This is a genomic window from Winogradskyella pacifica (genome assembly GCF_003386275.1).
GTDB lineage: Bacteria > Bacteroidota > Bacteroidia > Flavobacteriales > Flavobacteriaceae > Winogradskyella > Winogradskyella pacifica.
The window spans coordinates 284,895-303,093 of record NZ_QREI01000003.1 but is presented as its reverse complement, the minus strand read 5'-3'; the positions used below and the strand labels follow the sequence as shown (position 1 = coordinate 303,093).

The following is an 18,199-nucleotide window of genomic DNA, read 5'->3' as shown; positions in this document are numbered from 1 at the left end:
ATGCAGTCGATAGAACAACTATTACAGTCAAACAATATACGTGTTACGGCAATGCGATTACTTATTTATAAGTTTCTTGCAGAAAAACGTGTTGCCGTTACATTAACCGATATTGAGAATGCTTTTGATAAAGCAGATAGAACCACACTATACAGAACCGTAAAAACATTTGAAGACAAAGCCATTGTACATCAAATTGATGATGGCACAGGAATAACAAAATATGCGCTTTGTGAACAAGGCTGTAACTGTGAAATTGAAACCGATTTACATTTACATTTTCACTGTAATAATTGCAATGAAACCATTTGCTTAACGGACCATAAAATTCCACAAATTAAAGTCCCAGAAGGTTTTGTTTCCGAAAATGTAAACTTGGTTGTAAAAGGGATTTGCGACAAGTGTAGTGGCGAATAATTGCACTTCCATTGCACTTCATTTTATGGCATCTTTGACTTAAAGTTTAATTAAAATGAAAAAAGAAAAACTCAATTTAAGAGATATAAAACCAAATTCGAATAAAGAACACAGCCATGATGATGGTCATAATCATGGTGGTGAATCTAGCGGTTTTAAAGCTTACACTCCAGCAGTAATCAGTTTTGTAATGCTTATTATTGGTATTGCATTAGATTATTTTGAGTTTGCATTTTTTAAAGATTGGATTCGCATTGTTTGGTATGGCATCGCTTATCTACCTGTTGGACTTCCTGTGGTTAAAGAAGGTTGGGACAGCATAAAAAAAGGCGATGTTTTCACTGAATTTTTTCTAATGTCCATCGCTACTATTGGTGCATTTATAATTGGTGAATATCCAGAAGGTGTTGCTGTAATGTTATTCTATGCCGTTGGTGAATTGTTTCAAAATGCAGCAGTCAACAAAGCCAAAGGAAATATAAAAGCATTATTAGATGTTCGTCCTAAAGAAGCGAATGTTTTTAGGAATGGAACTATTGAAAGTGTAGCACCAGAAACAGTTGAGATTGGTGAAAACATTCAAGTTAGAGTTGGAGAAAAAATTCCTCTTGATGGTATTTTAATTTCCGAAAAAGCATCCGTAAATACGGCAGCCTTAACAGGAGAAAGCAAACCAGACACTATAGCTAAAGGAGCAAATGTATTTGCAGGAAGCATTAATTTAGAAAGTGTCATTGAAGTTGAAGTCACCAAAGCATTTAAAGACAGTTCTATTGCTAGAATTTTAGATTTAGTTCAAAATGCTACGGCTCGTAAATCTAAAACAGAATTATTCATCCGAAAATTTGCCCGCATTTACACGCCTATTGTTGTGTTTTTAGCAATTGGAGTTACTTTATTACCTTACTTCTTTGTTGATGATTATGTATTTAGAGATTGGCTGTATAGAGCTTTAATTTTCTTAGTAATTTCTTGCCCTTGTGCTTTAGTCATTTCTATTCCTCTAGGCTATTTTGGTGGATTAGGAGCGGCTTCAAAAAACGGAATTTTATTTAAAGGCGCTTCTTTCTTAGATGCCATGACCAAAATAAATATGTTGGTCATGGATAAAACAGGAACCGTTACCAAAGGTCTTTTCAAAATTAAAACGATAGAATCTATTGGTTGGGAGGAAAAAGAATTCATGAATTACCTCATGGCAATAGAAGCACAATCCACACATCCTATTGCTAAAGCTATTTTAGAATACAAAACTGAAGAAATCGATTTTAAAGCTACAGAAGTATCCGAAATTGCAGGTAAAGGTTTAAAAGGAATTGTGAATGGTAAAACTGTTTTAGTAGGAAACAAAGCTTTAATGACAGCCCATAACATCAGTGTTACAAAAGAAACAGAAACGATTGTAGAATCTATAGTTCTGGTGGCTATCGATAATGCGTTTGCAGGTTCTGTGGTTATTGCAGACGAACTAAAAGACGATGCTAAAGAAACCATTATCAACTTAAAGAACATAGGTATTGAAAATATCATGATGCTTTCGGGAGATAAAGATTCTATGACACAAAAAGTAGCTTCCGAATTACAAATTAAAAATGCAAAAGGTGGTTTATTACCTGAAGATAAGCTGAATGAAGTAGAACGATTAAAACAAAATCCTAAAAATAAGATTGCTTTTATAGGAGATGGCATTAACGACGCCCCTGTTTTAGCAGCCAGCGATGTTGGTATTGCCATGGGTGGCTTAGGAAGTGATGTTGCGATTGAAACTGCTGATGTTATTATTCAAACTGATCAACCTTCAAAAGTTGTAAAAGCGATTAAAATCAGTCGTTCAACGCGGAAAATTGTATGGCAAAATATTGCATTAGCATTCGGAGTCAAAGTGATTGTACTAATCTTAGGTGCTGGAGGTTTAGCAACTATGTGGGAAGCTGTCTTTGCCGATGTTGGTGTGGCATTGTTAGCTATTTTGAATGCGGTTCGATTACAAAAAATGAATTGGGATTGAGAAATAAAACGTACTTTTCATGAATTATGATGCTTTACAGAACATTTGACGCCTCATATACGTTCCATTCACTTAGCGAAAACAACAATTTATGGAAACAATTTTCATATAGACATTAATAAGCCTAACTAAAAATCATCAAACACACCGAAACCCATACTGCCCCTAAACGCTCTACTTCTATTCGACTACAGGAATATGGTGTTGGGATTTTTGATGCGTTTCCCACAAAATCAGCTTTAAAGAAAGCCTTAAAAAAAGAGTATATCGCTGTAGATGGTGTCATAGCAACGTCTGCAACCTATATAAATGGTGGAGAATCTATTACATTATCTGTTCCTGAAAATATCAGTCCGAAGAAACGATTATTATTTAAGCTCAAGGTTTTGTTTGAAGATGATTACTTAGCTGTCATTCATAAACCTGGTGGGATTTTAGTAAGTGGCAATCATTTTAAAACGATTGCCAACGCTTTAGTTCAGAATTTAAAACGAAGTCCACTTGAAGATACAACACAACCACAACCTATTCACCGTTTAGATTTTGCAACCACTGGTATTTTATTGGTTGGAAAAACAAGCAGTAGCATTCGTGTTTTAAATAAACTTTTTGAAGATAGAGCCATTAAGAAAACATACTACGCGGTTACGATTGGTAACATGAAAACCGAAGGTAGCATTACTACGGAAGTCGATGAAAAACCTTCCAAATCCAACTACAAAGTCCAGCAATCAGTTAGTTCTAAACGATTTGGACAACTAAATCTCGTAGAACTAGAACCTTTTACAGGACGCAGACATCAACTACGTAAACACTTATCTGGCATAGGACATCCTATATTAGGAGATAAAGATTATGGAAAGGAATCGCTAATTTTAAATGGAAAAGGGTTGTATCTACACGCCTATTCTTTAAAATTCACACACCCATTTACAAAAGAAGTTCTTTATCTAAAAGATGAATTTCCTGAAAATTTCAAAAAAATATTTGACATATTAAAATAGCTAAAAAGATCAATTATTGTTTACCCTAAGACAGTCTTACTTATTCTTAGCCTCAATCCATTTACTCATATATTTAGAGCTCTGCATAGATTGATGCATAAATAATTGCCCTATAAAATTGTTTTCTCGATGTGCATTTAGATGGGTAGACAGTTCTATTATTTTAGATGTAAATGCCTTTTGAAAATCAGTTTTATTAAAGCGTTGGTTTAAAATTGCAAATCCATTTTGCTGCTTCTCTTGCCAAAGTTCTGCTTTGGTATAAAGGGCTACGGCTTTCTCTGCGAAAGTTTCAGGTTTATCTGCTATAAACCCATTCTCACCAAAATCACCAAACATACCCTCTGCTGCAATACGCGTCATAACACAAGGTGTTCCGTTCTGCATTGCATCCACAAGTTTTCCTTTAAGTCCCGCTCCAAAACGTAGAGATGCAAAACAAACTTTTGCATTTTGCATGACCTCATTAACATCTTCAGCAAAGCCTTTTATCAAAAACCCTTCTTTACTCTTATTCAGCTGTGCTACTTTTTGTGATTCATAAGAACCATAAATATGAAGTTCTGCTTTTGGTAATTGTTGTCTTACTAATGGCCAAATCGTTTGCTTTAAATACAACACCGCATCATAATTTGGAGCATGAAGAAAATTACCAATCGTTACAAAATGATGTCTTTCTTCAAAAGTTGGTAAGTGTTTCGTTTCAAGGTCAGAAATAGGATCTAATAGAAAAGGTAAATAATACAGTAAATTTTTATCTATTTTAAACTGATTGGTTAAAATATCTATTTCAGCTTCTGAAATTATTAAGCTGAGATCGCAACGATATATACTTGCAATTTCGCGTTTGGTAATATCATTTTGCAAATGAGAGACACTAACGGTTTCATTTTGTTTTAGAGCCACTTCCCTAGCCTTTCGTAAACCATGAAAATCTTCAGTATCTAAAACACGAATTGTATTAGGACATTGCTCCTCAACTCTCCAACCATATTGCTCTTCAGTCATAAACCGATCAAACAACACAACATCTGGATTCAAGTCTTTTACAAATACATCAAAAGATGAATCATTTAAAAGAATTGGTCTCGTTTCAACATTTATAGTATTTAAATCGAAGGTATTGTCAGACGTTTTAGCTGCAGAAGAAAACGTGACTTCAAATCCTTGATTTTGAAATTGTAATATTAACTGAAGAATCCGAGTTCCTGCCGCAGAACTTTTGGGTTCTGGCCAAACAAAACCGATAACTAATAATTTTTTCGTCATGAATTAATTCTAAAATTCCAATTTAAGATTGTTTTCGGAATTTGGATTTATTTACTGAGGTTCTTTTAGAAATACATATTTTAAACGGACTGTATTTGCCCAAGCAACAACCGATTCTATTTGCGCTGCTGATAATTTAGCTTCACCATGCGTCAAAGTATAACTGTCTAACGGCATTTCTTTATCCTCGACCATTTCGATTAATTCATCGAGTTTATGATCTTTTTTCTTATCAGAATAATCACTCCATTTAGACATGTTAAAATGTTTTTTTCCATCTTTTACATGATCTGCCAACCAATAATTCACAGGAGTAATGTTATTGTACCAAGGATAGCGTGTGCTATCGCTATGACAATCTAAACAGGCATTTTTCAGAATCATTTTAACATCTTCTGGTGGATTAGTATCCGTAAAAAAAGCATCTACCGAAGTCATATCTCCTTCATTTTTATCAGGTCCAAAAAACTGAGCAACGACAAATACTATTAAAAGTAGCAAGCCTATTTTTTTTATAATCTTCATTTTTGATTAATTTTAAAGCTCTAAAATAACCAATTTTCAATTGACCAAAGCAGAACTCTATAAGGAATTAAATTACGTAAATCATTCGCGCGACATGCGATTGAAGTATGCCAATTTGGTTATTGACAATCCGGAATTGATTGCACCACTATTAGAGATTCTTTTTGATGTGGATGATAAAATTTCGTGCAGAGCGGCTTGGGTTTTTGAATTTATGTGCGGAGAAAATCTCGACGCTATTATTCCACATCTCGATACATTTACCAAGAATATTTCAAAAGTACATTTAGATCCGGCTGTGAGGCCAATCGCTAAGATTTGCGAATACTTAACCAAAGCTCATTATTCTAAAACAGAAAATCTGATAAAAAAAGAACTGTCTGAACCGCATAAAGAAAGAATCGTAGAAGCTTGTTTTGATTGGATGATTAATGACGAAAAAATTGCACCTAAAGCGTATAGCATGAATAGTTTGTATCTTTTAGGAACTGAGTATGATTGGATTCACCCTGAACTCGCTATTATTTTAGAACGGGATTATGAGATGCAAAGTTCCGGATTTAAGGCCAGAGCAAAACATATTCTGAAGAAGATTAGAACATAATGGTTGTTGTTGGTTGTTGGTTGTTGGTTGTTGGTTGTTGGTAAAATCTTTATTTTAAAATGTAGTTCATAACCTCATATTTATGATGTTTTTATGTGCGCTTCTATTTGTAAACGCTGCCTTATACTTTCACGCAAAGCTGATAACTGCGACAAAATACTTTAAAATGAATACTGTCACTCAACACTGCTTATTCCAACTAACTTTCTTATATTTGAAGCTTCAAAAAAACCAAAATAAATGGCACTTTCACCTCTTAATGCAATTTCACCAATCGATGGTAGATACCGATCTAAAGTTGAAGCTTTAGGCAATTATTTCTCAGAAGAAGCACTGATTAAATACCGAGTTTTAGTTGAGATTGAATATTTTATTGCTTTATGTGAATTACCATTACCTCAATTAGAATCTGTTTCTAATTCTGTTTTTGAAGATTTAAGAGCTATTTATACAAACTTTACAGCTGTCGATGCTTCTGCAATTAAAGAGATTGAAAAAGTTACCAATCACGATGTAAAAGCCGTTGAATACTTTATTAAAGATAAATTTGATGCTTTAGAGTTATCAGCGTATAAAGAATTTATTCACTTCGGATTAACGTCTCAAGACATCAATAACACAGCTATTCCTTTAAGTATTAAGGAGGCGATGAATGATGTTTACGTTCCTGAATATCTTGCACTTTTAGAAAAGATAGAAAATCTCGCTTCAGATTGGGCACATATCCCAATGTTAGCAAGAACACATGGTCAACCAGCGTCGCCTACACGATTAGGAAAAGAAATTGAAGTTTTTGCTGTGCGATTAAAAGAGCAATTCAATTTATTAAACGATGTACCTAGTGCTGCAAAATTTGGTGGTGCAACAGGAAATTTCAACGCTCACAAAGTAGCTTATCCTAATATCGATTGGAAAGCTTTCGGAACTAAATTTGTTCAAGAAAAATTAGGCTTACACCACTCGTTTCCAACAACACAAATTGAGCACTACGATCATGTTGCTGCTTTGTTTGATGGTTTAAAGCGTATTAATACCATAATCATCGATTTGGATAGAGATATTTGGACGTATGTGTCGATGGATTATTTTAAACAAAAAATTAAAGCTGGTGAAGTAGGAAGTTCTGCAATGCCACATAAAGTAAACCCGATTGATTTTGAAAATAGTGAAGGAAATTTAGGAATAGCAAACGCCATTTTTGAGCATCTGTCTGCTAAATTACCATTGTCTAGATTACAACGTGATTTAACGGATAGTACAGTTTTAAGAAATGTAGGTGTCCCTTTTGGACATACACTAATTGCTTTTAAATCTACAGTTAAAGGTTTAGGGAAATTATTATTAAACGAACCAAAATTTGCTCAAGATTTAGAGAATAATTGGGCTGTGGTTGCCGAAGCGATTCAAACGATCTTAAGACGCGAAAGTTATCCTAATCCTTACGAAGCATTAAAGGGACTTACAAGAACTAATGAAGCGATAACACAAACGTCTATTTCAAATTTTATTGATACCTTAGAGGTTTCTGATACTATTAAATCGGAATTAAAAGCGATTACTCCAAGTAATTATACTGGAATCTAATTTTAAATTTGTGAAACTTTTCCCATTATCAACAGATGCTATTGCCTTAATTTGCGTAACGCTTATAACTTTAAGCATATTTATAGCTGGTTTATTAGATGTGCTCGATTATATAATTATAAAGGGAGTTCTATTTATAGCGTTTGGAACTATGTTTGTTTTTGCGGTTAGCTATGCTCTGAAAAATAAAAGAAAAGAAAATCGCCTTAAAGATACTCTTCAAGACGATTCACATTAACATTTAAATATTAAGACCAATTACACTTGGGCATATTTCAGTTTACTTAAAAAAGTCTGTTAATCCTTCTAATTGAGCTTTATCAAAATTTGCCTTATCCAATACGGAGCTTAAAGACATCAATTTGCTTGCGTTCATATCGTCACCTAAAATTCTGGCGATTACAAAACCCTTGTTTTTAGCATTTCCGAAAATTATAAGCTCATCTATATTATCGATATCGCCTAAAAACTTCACCACAAATTTTCCATCCACAGCATTACCACCACGCATTAATTCTTCGTATTTAGCATCCTTAAGAATGGTATTCACCTTCTCTAATTCTAGTTTATAGTCTTCAGTATCTGTATCATCTTTCATAAATGTTAAGACATTCAATTTATCTACAGAGTCGTAAGCTTCCTTCTGGTCTTCAGTCATATCAACATTTTCAACGTTGACAAAACTTGTTGGCACATCGAACGAAGCAAAACCTGGTTCTAATTCGTTATCCACATAGTACGTTTGTAATGTAGGCCCTTGGTTACAGCTGGTAAAAGCGGTAACCAAAAGCAACATTACTATTGATTTTTTGATTGATTGTATCATGATTATCGACCACAAAAGTGGTTGTCTTTTTTAGTTAATATTAGTTTTTCTTATCACCTGCTTTCTTTAACTGCTCACCTCCTGGAATATCCATTTGGCTTGTAATTTTAGAAACTTGTCTTAAGTCTATTTCTCCTGTTAACGAAATAACTATGGTCTCAAATTTAAAATCTTTACCATTTATTTTTATATCTTCTCCATCGACAAGTTCATTCATGCCAGTCATAAACATAACTAACTCTTTAACATGGTTTTCGTCTTTTCCTTCCTTTACATAAAACTTAACATTTTTATCACCATCTTTAAATCGCATTAATTCATCTAGTTTAGAAGATTTAATATAACTGGTTACTGTATTTGTTATGTCTTTCGAGGTAACTTCATCACCTGCAGTAAACACCTTAAGTCCTGTAATATTGTTAACCATATTTACATATTCTTTGTCCTTAGAATCTTCGACATTCATTCCCATGGTTGCCAACATTCTGAACATTTTTTGATTTAAAATGAAAGAAGTTACGTTTTCTTTGTCTTCTAATTTATCTATTGCATTCTGCCCAAACGACACCATTGACGTTAGCATAAGTGCTACAATTAAAATGGTAGTTTTACCCATGTTTAAGTATTTATTATAATTTTTCATAATTTTTAATTTTAAGAATTGTTGTTTTAATTTTTTAATAATTTGTTTGTTGTGTTTCCAAAAACGGTAATATAATTTGCTTTTTCGAGGCCTACATTTAGGTTGTCTCCCGCTAAATCGAGTGCAGATAACCCAAGCATGCCTTCGTTTAAATTAGCAGAAATTAAAGAGAGTACTTGTTTGGTCTCTAAATATAATTTCTGTTCTTCTGGCGAATAATCCGCTAGAGTTTTTGGTTCGTTATTCCAATTCGGAATAAAGAAACCAATCATAAGAACGGCAACAGCTGCGACAGAAATCCATTGATACAATTTTGTTTTCTTAGTGTTTAATGGAACGTCTTTGGTATACTGCTCTTTTTGTGATAGCGAAAAGTATTGAAACATAGGCTTGTAATGCTCTAAATGAGGCGCCACATTATCTCCGTTGAAGTACGATTTTAACTGCGCTTCTTCTTGCAGAGATGTTTCTGCGTTATGATACTTTTCTATTAATTTTTCTATATTATTTAATACCATGTTGATGTGTATTAGTTAATTTTTCTCGTATTGTTTTTCGTGCTCTCGATAGATTTACGCGAATCGCTGTTTCATTCATATCTAACATCTTAGCGATTTCTTCATAATCATATTCCTCAATATCTCTTAATTGCACTATTATTTTTTGTTGTTCTGGTAGGTCTTCCATTATTTTAGAAACCCAATCCACACTATCTTTTGCTTCAACCTGATGTTGTAATGACGAATTGTTATCCGTATAATTACTATGAACAATTTTTAAATTAGACGCTTGCTTCGATTTTAATCTATCTAAGCAAAAGTTTTTCGTCATCGTCATTGAAAACGCTTCTACATTTTTATAGTCCCCAATCTTTTTATTATTCTTCCATAATTTCAACAATATTTCTTGTGTGGCATCTTCTGCTTCTTCACGGGAAACCAGTAATCGTTTTGCTAAACGATATACTTTATCCTTAAATGGCATTACTAAGCTTACAAAATCTGCTTGCTTCATTATATTTTTGATTGGTTGGTGAAGTCAATTTTACTCGCCTTCATTATTACGACGATACACTTTATGTTTTGTTACATCATAAAGTCATTTTATCTTTTTCTTTTCCCTACAAATTTGCATTTTGCCTCTAATTTTACCGTTTTTTAATTTCTTAGATCAAACGATGCAGTCAAAAAATGATTTCATTAGGGCAGAAAAGCCTTTATTCTCGGTCACAAATAAAAAGATAATATGACTTCATTTTTTTTATTTAACAATAATGTAAGTAAATTTAGAGTTTTACAGTAAGAAAAGAAATTTGCTACTTATTAAAGAAAAATAACTATGAAAAAATTTAAGGTTTTGCTACTCTCTTGTTTTGCAATGTTTGCATTGACAAGTTGTTTTGAAGATATGGATGATAATATTATACCATCTTCTACATTAAACATTAATGATTTTGTTTGGCGAGGAATGAATATTGTGTATTTATATAAGTCTGAAGTCCCCGATTTAGCCGATAGCAGATTTATTTCTGATGAAGATTACACTAACTATTTAACGGGTTTTAATAGTCCTGAAGATTTATTTGAATCCTTAAAATACGATCCAGATACTGTTGATCGGTTTAGTAGAATCTACGAGAACTATTTTGATTTGCAAAATCAACAGTCTGGTACAACTTTAACTGATGGTTTAGAATTTAACTTCTACCGTGTACCCGGAAGTAGTACTGAAGTCTTCGGAGTCATTACTTTAGTATTGAATAATAGTGTCGCGGATAATGTGGGTTTAAAACGCGGACAAATTATCAGAGCTGTTAACAACACCAACCTTACGGACTCTAACTACATTAATTTAGTTTATGGACAAAATTCTAACACCTTAAATTTTGCGACCTACAATGATAATGGCACACCCGACACAGCAGATGATACGTTCGAATTAAATGGAGAAAGTGCAGATTTAACTAAGGTAACATATACCGAAAACCCAGTACATGTTTCAGAGGTTTTAAATGTTAATAACGTCGATATTGGTTACTTAATGTACAATGGTTTTAATCAAAATTTTGATAGTGATTTAAATAACGCTTTTGGAGAGTTTAAGTCTGCAGGCGTAACTGAATTAGTTCTCGATTTACGTTATAACGGAGGTGGCTCTGTACAAACAGCTGCCTATTTAGGAAGTATGGTTACTGGGCAGTTTAATGGAGAGATTTATTCAAAGTTATTTTACAATGAAAATTTAAGCAACAACGATCGAAACTATTTATTTACCAACTCTATCGAAAATGTTGGTGCAATTAACAGCCTTAATTTATCTAAAGTATATGTATTAACGACCAATAGAAGAACAGCTTCTGCTAGCGAATTAATTATTAATAGTTTAAAACCTTATATCGAAGTCGTAGTTATTGGCGAAAATACCGTGGGAAAAACGCAAGCCTCAAGAACAATCTATGATTCACCTGACTTTTCTTTCGAAAATGTGAACCAAGGTCATACGTATGCAATGCAACCTTTAATTGCAAATTCTACTAATGTAAATGATTTACTTGTGCCACCAAACGGAATTATTCCTGATATAGCCATTAGTGAAGCCTTTAACACACTAGGAACTTTAGGTGATATAAACGAACCGCTTTTGGCTGAAGCTATCGCGCAAATAACAACAACTGACCGACCTGCAAACCGATCTCTTGTTAACGAAAATCTTCAATTAATAGAAATCGAAAAACCAATTTCTGCTTTAGAACAGGATATGTATATTGATTAAGTTATTCAACAAAAAAATTAAAGCCGCTTTCTACAAATTGTAGAAAGCGGCTTTTTTTTGATTCAAAAAGAAACAGACGTAACGATTAAGGTCCTATTTATAGTTAATTAAAATATATTTTTGAAGCTACTACCGGCGCTGTAAAACTATTTATTAAAGAATAGCTCGTTTCATCATAGATAAACAATTGCCCTGCACTAGTATAATCAACTGCATCTACAAAATACAAACGATCATCTTTTGCTGCCATTCCATATAAAGTTGTTGCTCCTGTTGTAAATAGAGGTGTTGATGTTACAGCCGTAGCATCATCCGTTATACTCAAAACTGAACTTCCTAAGTTGTAATACAGATTTCCATTTAAATACATCATTAATTCAGGATGTTGTCCATCTGAAAACTCTAGTGTTGTAGATACCGTATTTGTATCCATATCTATTTTTGTTATTGCAGCCTTTGTTTCATCACCTGTCCAAGCTGGTTTCCCACTACTTAAAACCACTAAATCACCATTATTATCCACAATCATTTCATCTGGATTATCGTTTACAGTGATTGTTGTTGTTAGAACATCTGAAGACGTATTTATCACTGAAACAATATTGTTTGTACTAAAGGCTCCTTTATGAGACACATACAGAACATTATCTTCAACTAAAATTTGCTCAGGTCCATTACCAACAGGTATAGTATTAATTACTGTATTAGCAGTTAGGTCTACCACAGCTATAAAATCATCAGTTTCATCATTGGGATCTCCCCAATTTGTAACATAGCCTTTATCATTTGCAAAAGCAATATACCTTGGATAAGTTAATCCTGTAGAAATAGTTGCTAACTTTTCAAAAGTATAGCGATTAACAACCGTAATTGTACCAGCATCTACTACAATATATGCTTTATCATCATTAAAGCCTAAAGATTGTAAATACACCCCAGTAGCTTCATTATTAGCATTGAAATAAATTTGATTTTCTGAGGTCGTTAAATCTTCTGATATAAAAGAAATAGAAGATGGTGATCCTTCACCACTAATTATAATTCCATCTTCGTAGGCACCTAAAGGTTCCGTAGATATATTATCATCATTGTCTTCAGAACACGAAACGATTAATAATGACATTGCAAAAATTGATAAAATGATTCTTTTCATTGTACTTGTTTTAAAATTTATATTGAATTTGAAAATTAAAATTACGATCTGGCATTGGTCTAAATGCCACGTTCTCGTATGCTGTATTAAATAGATTATTCACCTTTAAACTTACATCTATTTGCTGTGATTTTGTTTTGAATAACTGATAACTAACACCTAAATTACTTACCTGATAAGCCTCTACACTATAAAAACGGCCAGACAAATTTTCTGGGGTTGTATATACTTCTCCGTTATATAAATGTTGAAAAAATAAGGACATACGCTTATAGGCATAAGCCAAATTGAAATTTGCTTTATGGTAAGGCACATAAATTAATTGGGCATTGGTTTCTAAATCTTCTGAAACGGTATATGCATAATTGAATTGCAATGATAGATGATGCTCTTTAATTTTTTTTGAAACATCTAAGCTTGCTTCTACCCCATAATTTTGAGTCTTAGCAATATTTTCTGGACTCCAAAATCCCGAAGTATTAGGTTCCCATTGGATAAGGTCGGTTGTTTTTATATAAAAAGCGTTTAGATTAAGTTGAGCACTTTTATAAGATATTTCTTGTCCTAAATCAATCTGATAAGAATTTTCTGGCACTAAATCTAAATTGCCTCCGGGTTGCCAATACAAATCGTTAAACGTTGGGACACGGTAGTTTTTTGATCCATTTAATTTCAAGGTATAATAGTCTGAAACCTCATACGCTACATCAAAAGAAAACAACAATGGACTTTCAAAACCTGAGGTTATATCTTGTCTTAAGTTTAAGCCATATTGCCATTGATTATTTGGTGTATATTGAAGTAACGCTGTGGTTGAAAATTCTTTTCGGTTAGGATCATCAAAACTACTGCCACTGCCTTCGTAATAATTATAAGACACTATCGGTTTCAATTTTAAATCCGTTAATATATCAATATCTGCTGTATAATTAATAAGGTAGGTATTCACCTTTCCGAAGGTATAATTCTCCGTGTTTTTATTTCCAAAGTATTTAAAATGCTCTTGTAAATGCGCCACTTTCAATTTAGAAAACGTTTGATCTCCTTGATGCGACCATTCTACCATGGTTCTAAAATTTTGATCGTCGTATTTCGCTAATGATGAAGATGAACTTGTTCCTGAAAATTCGCGTTCCCCTATAAAAGTTTGATGATAAAGTTTTAATACGTCTTTATCATTTAAAATATATCCCAAATTAGCATTTATACTCCCATTATGATACGCTCCGTTTGTATTGCGTTTATCTGTATTTAGGTATTTATAATCATTGTCAGAATCAATATAATTCACCCCAATATTAAAAGACAATTTCTCATTGGCATAAGACGACAAATAACTGACATTTTTAGTGTCATAACTTCCATACGATAAGGTTACCGTATTGTCAAAATGAGGACTAAAACTTAAAGTGTTATTTAAATGGATACTACCACCAATGGCTCCACTACCATATTGAACAGAGCCTCCACCAGAACGTATCACCACATTTTTAAAATTCGTAGTATTAATAGTATTAAAATCGGTTTGCCCCGTGAGTTGCGAATTAATAGAAATGCCATTCCAAATCACAGCCGTTTGCGAAGCATTGGTTCCTCTAAATGACGGAGAAGACACCATTCCATAACCATTTTCTTTAAAATAAAGATTGGAATTAAAACGTAAAAGATCGGTAAATGAGCTTCTATTCTTTTGAAGTAAGGAATCACTAAGAACCGAAACTTTATAGCCATGAGAATAACGTTTCAATTTTACATCACTCAATACAACGTCATCTAATCGCTGAATAGAGTCAGCGGTTATTTGTGCCCTAACAACGCCACTAAATACTAGTAATAAAAAAAAGAGAACTACACGTTTCATACTGCAATCACTTCTATCCCGAAAGTTTGACTAATTAGTTGAAATTGGCAGGTCTCCTGACTTGTTTCTTATTGGTTCACCTTCCCAACATAAATGTCAGTGGTTTTGAAGAAAATAATAACTCTCAAAAATGAGATGCTCAATCTTTGAACATAAAACTTACAGTTGCGGGAACAGTACAAGAATGAAGATTTCCGGTTATAAATCGTGCCTCTTTTCACTTGATTCCCTTTTAATCTAATCGCTTAATAATTAGAACCTAATTTCGATGCAAAAATAGACTTTTAATCACATCACAAAGGTTATTTACATGACTTCTTTTTATTCATTTTAAAAATCAAATAAATAAAACCACTTAAAAAATGTGCTATGATTATTCCTGCAACGATATATAGTGTTAAATTTGAATTGTCTCTCATGACTCTAATTTTAACAAAATTACCAATTCAATATATAAACAGTAGTTACAAAAGTTACCTATGAAAATTATTAAATTCTTCGTTCTTCTGCTTATCGTAAGCGCCTGTAAAAATGAAACTAAGAACAACACTATTTTACCGTCACCTGAAACCGAATCCATCGCTTTAAAATATGCTGAAGGTTTTAAAATGTCGCAATCAGATCATAGTAAAACCATAGAAATCACTAAAGCGTGGCCAGAAGCAGAAAAAACATATACCTATTTATTACTCACAAAAGAACAAGCGGCAAAAACCACTTATAATAAAGCCGATTATGATGGTGTTATTATTACTCCAATTACTAAAACGGTAGTGACGTCTACAACCCATATTCCTGCTTTAGAACTTTTAGGGGTTGAAGAAACCTTAATTGGTTTTCCTGGTTCAGATTATGTGTCCTCCGAAAAAACAAGAATGTTAATTAACGCTGGAAAAGTAAGGGAACTAGGGAAAAATGAAGGTATTAATACAGAAGTTTTACTCGCTCTAAATCCAGATGTAGTTGTTGGTTTTGGTGTTGATGGTGTAAACAAAACCTTTGAAACCATAAAAAAAGCAGGTATTCCTGTCATTTATAATGGGGATTGGGCAGAATCTTCAGCTTTAGCAAAAGCGGAATGGATAAAATTCTTCGGTGTACTTTTTAATAAAGAAAAAGAAGCCGATTCTATTTTTAATACTATTGAACGCGATTATTTAGCGGCAAAAGCAATTGCAAAACAAGCGAAACATCAACCCACAATTTTAAGTGGAGCGATGCATAAAGACGTATGGTATTTACCTAATGGTTCTAGTCCTGAAGCCCAATTTTTAAAAGATGCCAATGTTAATTATTTATGGAGCGGCACCACAGGTAATGGTAGTTTAGCTTTAAGTTTCGAAGTGGTATTAGACAAAGCTAAGGATGCTGATTTATGGTTGAGTCCTTCGTACTATTCTAGCTTAAAACAATTAGAAGAAACGAATGCATTATATACCAATTTTGAAGCTTTTAAAACCAAAAACATCTACAGCTTCGCTAATACAACAGGGGAAACGGGTGGAGTTTTATATTATGAATTAGGAACAGCTAGGCCCGATTTAGTTTTAAAAGATTTAATAAAAATTTGCCATCCCGAATTGCTAACAGACTATACTCCTTATTTCTTTAAACGTCTTAATTAATTGGGTGAACAAAAAACATATCGATTTCAATTTACCTTGCTCGCATTCGCTTTATTGGTTTGCTTTGTGGTGAATATCAGTTTGGGTTCTATCAATATTCCCTTAAAAAGTATATTTGGAAGCTTTTTCGCATCTGTAGAATCTTCTTCAAACTGGAACGTCATCATCATGGATTATAGATTGCCAAAAGCCATAACAGCTATTATGGTGGGTTCAGGTTTGGGTATTTCTGGATTATTGATGCAAACTTTATTTAGAAATCCCTTAGCAGGACCATTTGTTTTAGGTATCAGTTCGGGCGCTAGTTTAGGAGTGGCTTTGGTTATTTTAGGCTCAGGATTGTTCGGTGGCTTATTTGCTACTGCTCTAGCAACGAAATGGAGCATTGTTATTGCAGCGAGTTTAGGAAGTTTTCTAGTGCTTTTAGCTGTTTTAGCCGTTTCTAATAAAGTGAGAGACACTATGGCTATTCTTATAATTGGATTAATGTTTGGAAGTATTACAGCGGCTATTGTGAGTGTACTTTCTTACTTTAGTTCCGCAGAACAATTACAACAATACATCTTTTGGGGATTTGGAAGTTTGAGTAACCTATCTTGGAGTGAGCTTTTAATTTTCTTCTGTATTTATGCTATCGGACTCATATTGAGTGTCGCCTCCATAAAAGGACTAAACAGTTTATTACTTGGTGATAATTATGCCAAAAGTTTGGGTTTAAATTTAAAACAAACCCGATTTATCATCATTGTCGCTACCAGTTTAATTGCAGGAACCATCACAGCATTTTCTGGCCCAATTGCATTTATTGGTTTGGCAATTCCGCATTTAACACGTCAAATTTTTAAAACCACAAACCATAAAATATTATTACCTGCCGTATTTTTATTTGGTGGTATTGTAATGCTTATTTGCGATACTATTGCGCAAGTTCCAAATAGTGATTACACCCTACCCATTAATGCGATTACCGCTTTAGTTGGAGCTCCGGTAGTAATATGGTTATTAGTGAGACAACGAAAAATGATGTTTTAATATTACGGAGACCTGTCAGGTTTTAAAAACCTGACAGGTCTGTAAATCAATTTAGTGAAAGAAAACAAGCAACATACCATCCTCAAAGCACATCAACTTTCAATTGGTTATAAAACCAAGAAAGCTGAAACTGTCATTGCTTCAAATATTAATTTTGAATTGCAAAAAGGGCAACTCATTGGCTTAGTTGGAGCTAATGGCATTGGTAAATCGACCTTATTAAGGACACTAATTAAAGTACAGCCAGAATTATCGGGTTCTATACGTCTTAATAATAAAGATCTTAAATTAACTTCAACTTTAGAACTAGCCAAACAATTAAGTATTGTATTAACAGAACCGTTATCGTCTAAAAATCTTTCGGTTTTTGAGCTTGTTGCTTTAGGACGGCATCCGTATACGAATTGGATTGGCAACCTAACCGAAAACGATACTACGATTATAAAAAAGGCTATGACACTGGTCAATATTTTAGAATTAAAAGATAAAAAATGCTACGAGCTTAGTGATGGACAGCTACAAAAAGTTATGATTGCTCGTGCTTTAGCCCAAGATACCGATGTTATTGTTTTAGATGAACCTACGTCGCATCTCGATATGTATCATAAAGCCTACATTTTAAAACTGCTTCAAAAGTTAACCAAAGAAACCGGTAAAACCATTTTATTTTCTTCGCATGAAATTGATTTAGCCATTCAACTTTGTGATACTATGATTGTAATGCAAAAGGATAATGTGGTCTGCAATCAACCTTGTCATTTAATTACTGAAGGTGTTTTTGAATCCCTTTTCCCTAAAGACCTAATTGTGTTTGATGATAAAACAGGAAGCTTTAGAGTGACGAAATAATTTTACTGTTTCTTCAGTTCAATTTTA

Annotated in this window: 18 protein-coding genes and 1 riboswitch; of the genes, 10 read left to right on the top strand and 8 right to left on the bottom strand. The window is 33.3% G+C overall.

Going from position 1 to position 18,199, the window contains the following annotated elements; genetic code table 11:
* The 3 genes from DFQ09_RS08475 to DFQ09_RS08465 all read left to right on the top strand — a co-directional run bounded on the left by DFQ09_RS08475 (position 1) and on the right by DFQ09_RS08465 (position 3,429).
* On the top strand, positions 1–417 hold the full coding sequence (locus DFQ09_RS08475) for a Fur family transcriptional regulator (RefSeq protein WP_115809340.1): 417 nt from the start codon (positions 1–3) through the stop codon (positions 415–417).
* A gap of 55 nt (positions 418–472) precedes the next feature.
* On the top strand, positions 473–2,425 hold the full coding sequence (locus DFQ09_RS08470; protein ID WP_115809338.1) for a heavy metal translocating P-type ATPase: 1,953 nt from the start codon (positions 473–475) through the stop codon (positions 2,423–2,425).
* A gap of 386 nt (positions 2,426–2,811) precedes the next feature.
* Positions 2,812–3,429, top strand: coding sequence for an RluA family pseudouridine synthase (locus tag DFQ09_RS08465; RefSeq protein ID WP_317124900.1), 618 nt, complete (start codon positions 2,812–2,814; stop codon positions 3,427–3,429).
* Positions 3,430–3,465: 36 nt separating this feature from the next.
* On the opposite strand, the gene DFQ09_RS08460 is transcribed toward DFQ09_RS08465, so the two are convergent.
* Together DFQ09_RS08460 and DFQ09_RS08455 are read right to left on the bottom strand one after the other, a co-directional pair.
* Positions 3,466–4,698 carry a glycosyltransferase gene (locus DFQ09_RS08460; protein ID WP_115809334.1) on the bottom strand — a complete coding sequence of 411 codons (1,233 nt, stop codon included), beginning with the start codon at positions 4,696–4,698 and terminating at the stop codon, positions 3,466–3,468.
* Positions 4,699–4,749: 51 nt separating this feature from the next.
* Positions 4,750–5,223 carry a heme-binding domain-containing protein gene (locus DFQ09_RS08455; protein WP_115809332.1) on the bottom strand — a complete coding sequence of 158 codons (474 nt, stop codon included), beginning with the start codon at positions 5,221–5,223 and terminating at the stop codon, positions 4,750–4,752.
* Positions 5,224–5,263: 40 nt separating this feature from the next.
* Here DFQ09_RS08455 and DFQ09_RS08450 point away from each other — a divergent pair, with 40 nt between their 5' ends.
* The 3 genes from DFQ09_RS08450 to DFQ09_RS08440 all read left to right on the top strand — a co-directional run bounded on the left by DFQ09_RS08450 (position 5,264) and on the right by DFQ09_RS08440 (position 7,649).
* Positions 5,264–5,827 (top strand): adenylosuccinate lyase, encoded by a 564-nt coding sequence (locus DFQ09_RS08450; RefSeq protein WP_115809330.1) that lies wholly within the window; start codon positions 5,264–5,266, stop codon positions 5,825–5,827.
* Positions 5,828–6,067: 240 nt separating this feature from the next.
* Positions 6,068–7,411 carry an adenylosuccinate lyase gene (gene purB / locus DFQ09_RS08445; RefSeq protein ID WP_115809328.1) on the top strand — a complete coding sequence of 448 codons (1,344 nt, stop codon included), beginning with the start codon at positions 6,068–6,070 and terminating at the stop codon, positions 7,409–7,411.
* 10 nt (positions 7,412–7,421) lie between these two features.
* Positions 7,422–7,649, top strand: a complete 228-nt coding sequence (locus DFQ09_RS08440) for a hypothetical protein (RefSeq protein ID WP_115809326.1) — start codon at positions 7,422–7,424, stop codon at positions 7,647–7,649.
* 42 nt (positions 7,650–7,691) lie between these two features.
* Here DFQ09_RS08440 and DFQ09_RS08435 read toward each other — a convergent pair whose 3' ends face one another.
* The 4 genes from DFQ09_RS08435 to DFQ09_RS08420 are packed head-to-tail and all read right to left on the bottom strand — an operon-like array spanning position 7,692 to position 9,894.
* A complete protein-coding gene (locus DFQ09_RS08435) occupies positions 7,692–8,237 on the bottom strand; it encodes a DUF4252 domain-containing protein (RefSeq protein WP_115809324.1) in 546 nt (181 codons plus the stop codon).
* A 40-nt stretch (positions 8,238–8,277) separates the two neighbouring features.
* Positions 8,278–8,880, bottom strand: coding sequence for a DUF4252 domain-containing protein (locus DFQ09_RS08430; RefSeq protein ID WP_181897162.1), 603 nt, complete (start codon positions 8,878–8,880; stop codon positions 8,278–8,280).
* A 26-nt stretch (positions 8,881–8,906) separates the two neighbouring features.
* Complete coding sequence (locus tag DFQ09_RS08425) at positions 8,907–9,398, bottom strand: hypothetical protein (RefSeq protein ID WP_115809322.1); 492 nt, start codon at positions 9,396–9,398, stop codon at positions 8,907–8,909.
* Entirely contained in the window at positions 9,385–9,894 is a 510-nt protein-coding gene (locus tag DFQ09_RS08420) for an RNA polymerase sigma factor (RefSeq protein ID WP_115809320.1), read from the bottom strand. Before DFQ09_RS08420 ends, DFQ09_RS08425 begins: the two co-directional genes overlap by 14 nt.
* 324 nt (positions 9,895–10,218) lie before the next feature.
* Here DFQ09_RS08420 and DFQ09_RS08415 point away from each other — a divergent pair, with 324 nt between their 5' ends.
* Complete coding sequence (locus DFQ09_RS08415; RefSeq protein WP_245940331.1) at positions 10,219–11,652, top strand: S41 family peptidase; 1,434 nt, start codon at positions 10,219–10,221, stop codon at positions 11,650–11,652.
* A gap of 103 nt (positions 11,653–11,755) precedes the next feature.
* Here DFQ09_RS08415 and DFQ09_RS08410 read toward each other — a convergent pair whose 3' ends face one another.
* Positions 11,756–12,805, bottom strand: a complete 1,050-nt coding sequence (locus tag DFQ09_RS08410) for a YncE family protein (protein WP_115809318.1) — start codon at positions 12,803–12,805, stop codon at positions 11,756–11,758.
* A 10-nt stretch (positions 12,806–12,815) separates the two neighbouring features.
* Positions 12,816–14,666 (bottom strand): TonB-dependent receptor plug domain-containing protein, encoded by a 1,851-nt coding sequence (locus tag DFQ09_RS08405; RefSeq protein ID WP_115809316.1) that lies wholly within the window; start codon positions 14,664–14,666, stop codon positions 12,816–12,818.
* A gap of 29 nt (positions 14,667–14,695) precedes the next feature.
* A riboswitch (cobalamin riboswitch) is annotated at positions 14,696–14,944 on the bottom strand.
* 201 nt (positions 14,945–15,145) lie between these two features.
* Here DFQ09_RS08405 and DFQ09_RS08400 point away from each other — a divergent pair.
* Genes DFQ09_RS08400 through DFQ09_RS08390 form a run of 3 tightly spaced genes read left to right on the top strand, consistent with a single transcriptional unit; the run spans position 15,146 to position 18,172 of the window.
* Positions 15,146–16,291: an ABC transporter substrate-binding protein gene (locus DFQ09_RS08400; RefSeq protein WP_115809314.1), complete on the top strand. Its 1,146-nt coding sequence runs from the start codon at positions 15,146–15,148 to the stop codon at positions 16,289–16,291.
* The gene (locus DFQ09_RS08395) at positions 16,292–17,323 is read left to right on the top strand and encodes a FecCD family ABC transporter permease (protein WP_115809312.1); all 1,032 of its coding nucleotides are present in this window, start codon (positions 16,292–16,294) and stop codon (positions 17,321–17,323) included.
* A 54-nt stretch (positions 17,324–17,377) separates the two neighbouring features.
* Entirely contained in the window at positions 17,378–18,172 is a 795-nt protein-coding gene (locus DFQ09_RS08390) for an ABC transporter ATP-binding protein (RefSeq protein ID WP_115809310.1), read from the top strand.
* Positions 18,173–18,199 lie beyond the last annotated feature (27 nt).